General features: G+C 33.7%; 1 protein-coding gene. It reads left to right on the top strand.

Annotated elements, in window-relative coordinates; all coding sequences use genetic code 11:
- A partial coding sequence (locus C1I98_RS46700) for a hypothetical protein (RefSeq protein ID WP_199537609.1) occupies positions 1 to 279 on the top strand: 279 nt, incomplete at its 5' end.
- Between the last annotated feature and the right edge of the window lie 148 nt (positions 280 to 427).

Raw genomic sequence — 427 nt, forward strand, 5'->3', positions numbered from 1 at the left:
GCTATGAAAAGTCCATATACAAAGTTACTTATGGAATATTTCTTATTGTCATACATTGATCTGACAGATACGGCTATTTTGTCAGGGTTACAGAAAAATGTTTATCCACTCTATGACAAATTAAAAGACTTACGAGGGTTAAACGGTGTGAAAGATCACCTAGCGTATATCAGAGATAAACAAGATGACTATTCGAAAAAGAATATTGCTAAGTATCTTAAAAAATCGATTGAACAGTATCTACCAATCGTTAAAAGGCAGGATATAGATCATGAGTGAAAATTTAAAAACAATTCGAGAACTAGCTGAGGAGCTTGGTATTAGCAAGACTGCAATTAACAAAAAAGTGTCCGATAGCGAACGAAAACAGTGGTTTTCAAAAAAAGGAAACCGGTTTCTGGTTAACGAAACTGGACAAAATGCTATA

This window comes from Spongiactinospora gelatinilytica (assembly GCF_003236385.1).
GTDB classification, from domain to species: Bacteria; Actinomycetota; Actinomycetes; order Streptosporangiales; family Streptosporangiaceae; genus Spongiactinospora; species Spongiactinospora gelatinilytica.